The sequence below is a fragment of the Pseudomonas sp. FSL W5-0203 genome, from assembly GCF_001896155.1.
GTDB lineage: Bacteria > Pseudomonadota > Gammaproteobacteria > Pseudomonadales > Pseudomonadaceae > Aquipseudomonas > Aquipseudomonas paracarnis.
In genome coordinates, this window is sequence record NZ_MPOR01000086.1 from 1 (window position 1) to 2,954 (window position 2,954).

At 56.2% G+C, this 2,954-nt stretch carries 1 protein-coding gene; it reads right to left on the reverse strand.

Annotation, left to right across the window (positions count from 1 at the left end; genetic code table 11):
• On the reverse strand, positions 1-2,918 hold a 2,918-nt coding region (locus BOP96_RS29045), incomplete at its 3' end, for an immunoglobulin-like domain-containing protein (protein WP_373420037.1).
• Positions 2,919-2,954 lie beyond the last annotated feature (36 nt).

Sequence of the window (2,954 nt, forward strand, 5' to 3'; positions counted from 1 at the left end):
TGCTCGCCGCCGGTTACGCCTTTGATGGCGGTGGTGACAGTTTGGTCGCCCTTGTACACGTCATCAGGAGCAAGAACCGAAACGCTACTGCTCGACTGATTCACACCAATGGTGATGGTCTCGCCATTGTCCAAGGTGACGGTCAACGGGTTGGTGATGTTAGTCACCGGCGCACCGTTTTTATCCACAAGGCTAGCGGTGTAGACGATGTTGCCGCCTTCACCAACGGTGGTGGTGGCCGTCAGGACTACATCGACCTTGTCGATGGTGTCGTTGATCGTGGTCGTTGCGCCGCTGCCTGCGACTTCCAGTTTTTCGAAGTTGCCGCCAGCGGTTTCGGTGATCTGGACGGTCTGGGTGCTCTTATCGATGAACACGTCATCGGTAGGTGCCGGCACAGTTACGGTGCCGACGGTTTCGCCGGCTTTGATGGTGATCGACGAGCCGTTATCCAGCTTCAGCGTGACGTCGGTGCCGGCCTTGTTGCTCAAGGTCGCGGTGTAGGTGATCTGGCCACCCTCATTCGTTTCGGTCGGAGCTGTCAGCGTTACGGTAGTGGTGTTATCGGTGCCTGGTGTATCAGTAACGGTGGTGTTCACCGCGGTAGTGCCAGGGACCAGATTCTCGAAATGCTCGCCGCCGGTCACACCCTTGATAGCGGTGGTGACGGTTTGATCGCCTTTATAGACATCATCAGGAGCCAGAACCGAAACGCTACCGCTAGTCTGGTTTACGCCGATGGTGATGGTCTGGCCGTTATCCAAGGTGACGGTCAGCGGATTGGTGATGTTAGTCACTGGTACGCCGTTCTTATCCACAAGGCTGGCGGTGTAAACGATATTGCCGCCTTCGCCAACGGTGGTAGTGGCGGTCAGGACCACATCAACTTTGTCGATCGTGTCGTTGATCGTGGTGGTCGCACCGTTGCCCGCAACTTCGAGTTTTTCGAAATTGCCGCCAGTGGTTTCGGTGATCTTGACGGTCTGAGTGCTCTTATCGATAAACACGTCATCGGTAGGGGCAGGCACGGTTACGGTGCCAACAGTGTCGCCAGCCTTGATCGTGATCGACGAGCCGTTATCCAGCTTCAAGGTGACGTCAGTACCGGCCTTGTTGCTCAAGGTCGCGGTGTACGTAATCTGACCACCTTCGCTCGCCTCGGTTGGAGCCGTCAGCGTCACGGTAGTGGTGTTATCGGTACCCGGTGTATCAGTCACAGTTGTGGTGACGTTATCGGTACCTGGGACCAGATTTTCAAAGTGTTCGCCGCCGGTTACGCCTTTGATAGCAGTAGTGACGGTCTGGTCGCCCTTATACACATCATCAGGAGCCAGAACCGAAACGCTACCGCTAGCCTGGTTTACGCCAATGGTGATGGTCTGGCCGTTATCCAAAGTCACGATCAGCGGATTGGTGATGTTAGTCACCGGTGCGCCGTTCTTATCCACAAGGCTGGCGGTGTAAACGATGTTGCCGCCTTCGCCGACGGTGGTAGTGGCGGTCAGGACTACATCGACCTTGTCGATGGTGTCGTTGATCGTGGTGGTTGCGCCATTACCTGCGACTTCCAGTTTTTCGAAGTTGCCACCAGTGGTCTCGGTGATCTGAACGGTCTGCGTGCTCTTGTCGATGAACACGTCATCAGTAGGGGCGGGCACGGTCACAGTACCGACGGTCTCGCCAGCTTTGATAGTGATCGACGAGCCGTTATCCAGCTTCAAGGTGACGTCAGTACCGGCCTTGTTGCTCAAGGTCGCGGTGTAGGTGATCTGGCCACCTTCGTTAACGGCACTTGGCGCTGTCAGCGTAACGGTGGTGGTGTTATCGGTACCCGGTGTGTCCGTAACGGTGGTGTTCACCGCGGTAGTACCAGGCACCAGGTTCTCGAAATGCTCGCCGCCGGTCACGCCTTTGATGGCGGTAGTGACAGTTTGATCGCCCTTGTAAACATCATCCGGCGCGATGGTGGTGATAGAGCCACTCGACTGATTCACACCGATGGTGATGGTCTTGCCATTGTCCAAAGTCACGGTCAACGGATTGGTGATGTTGGTCACCGGCGCGCCGTTCTTATCCACAAGGCTGGCGGTGTAAACGATGTTGCCGCCTTCGCCAACGGTGTTGGTGGCGGTCAGAACCACATCGACTTTGTCGATGGTGTCGTTGATGGTGGTGGTTGCGCCGCTGCCTGCAACTTCCAGTTTTTCGAAGTTGCCGCCAGCGGTTTCGGTGATCTGGACGGTCTGGGTGCTCTTATCGATGAACACATCATCGGTAGGTGCAGGCACAGTTACGGTGCCGACGGTTTCGCCGGCTTTGATGGTGATCGACGAGCCGTTATCCAGCTTCAGCGTTACATCAGTGCCCGCTTTGTTGGAAAGCGTGGCGGTGTACGTGATCTGCCCACCTTCGTTTGCCTCGGCCGGAGCGGTCAGCGTCACCGTAGTGGTGTTGTCAGTGCCTGGTGTATCCGTAACGGTGGTATTAACCGGGGTAGTACCTGGAACCAGATTTTCAAAGTGCTCGCCGCCGGTCACGCCTTTGATGGCGGTAGTGACGGTCTGGTCGCCTTTGTACACATCATCAGGAGCAAGAACCGAAACGCTACCGCTAGTCTGGTTTACACCGATGGTGATGGTCTGGCCATTATCCAAGGTGACGGTCAACGGATTGGTGATGTTAGTCACCGCTGCGCCGTTCTTATCCACAAGGCTGGCGGTGTAAACGATGTTGCCGCCTTCGCCGACGGTGGTAGTGGCGGTCAGGACTACATCGACCTTGTCGATGGTGTCGTTGATCGTCGTGGTTGCACCATTACCGGCAACTTCGAGTTTTTCGAAGTTGCCGCCGATGGTTTCGGTGATCTGGACGGTCTGGGTGCTCTTGTCGATGAACACGTCATCGGTAGGCGCAGGCACGGTTACGGTGCCAACAGTTTCTCCAGCCTTGATGGT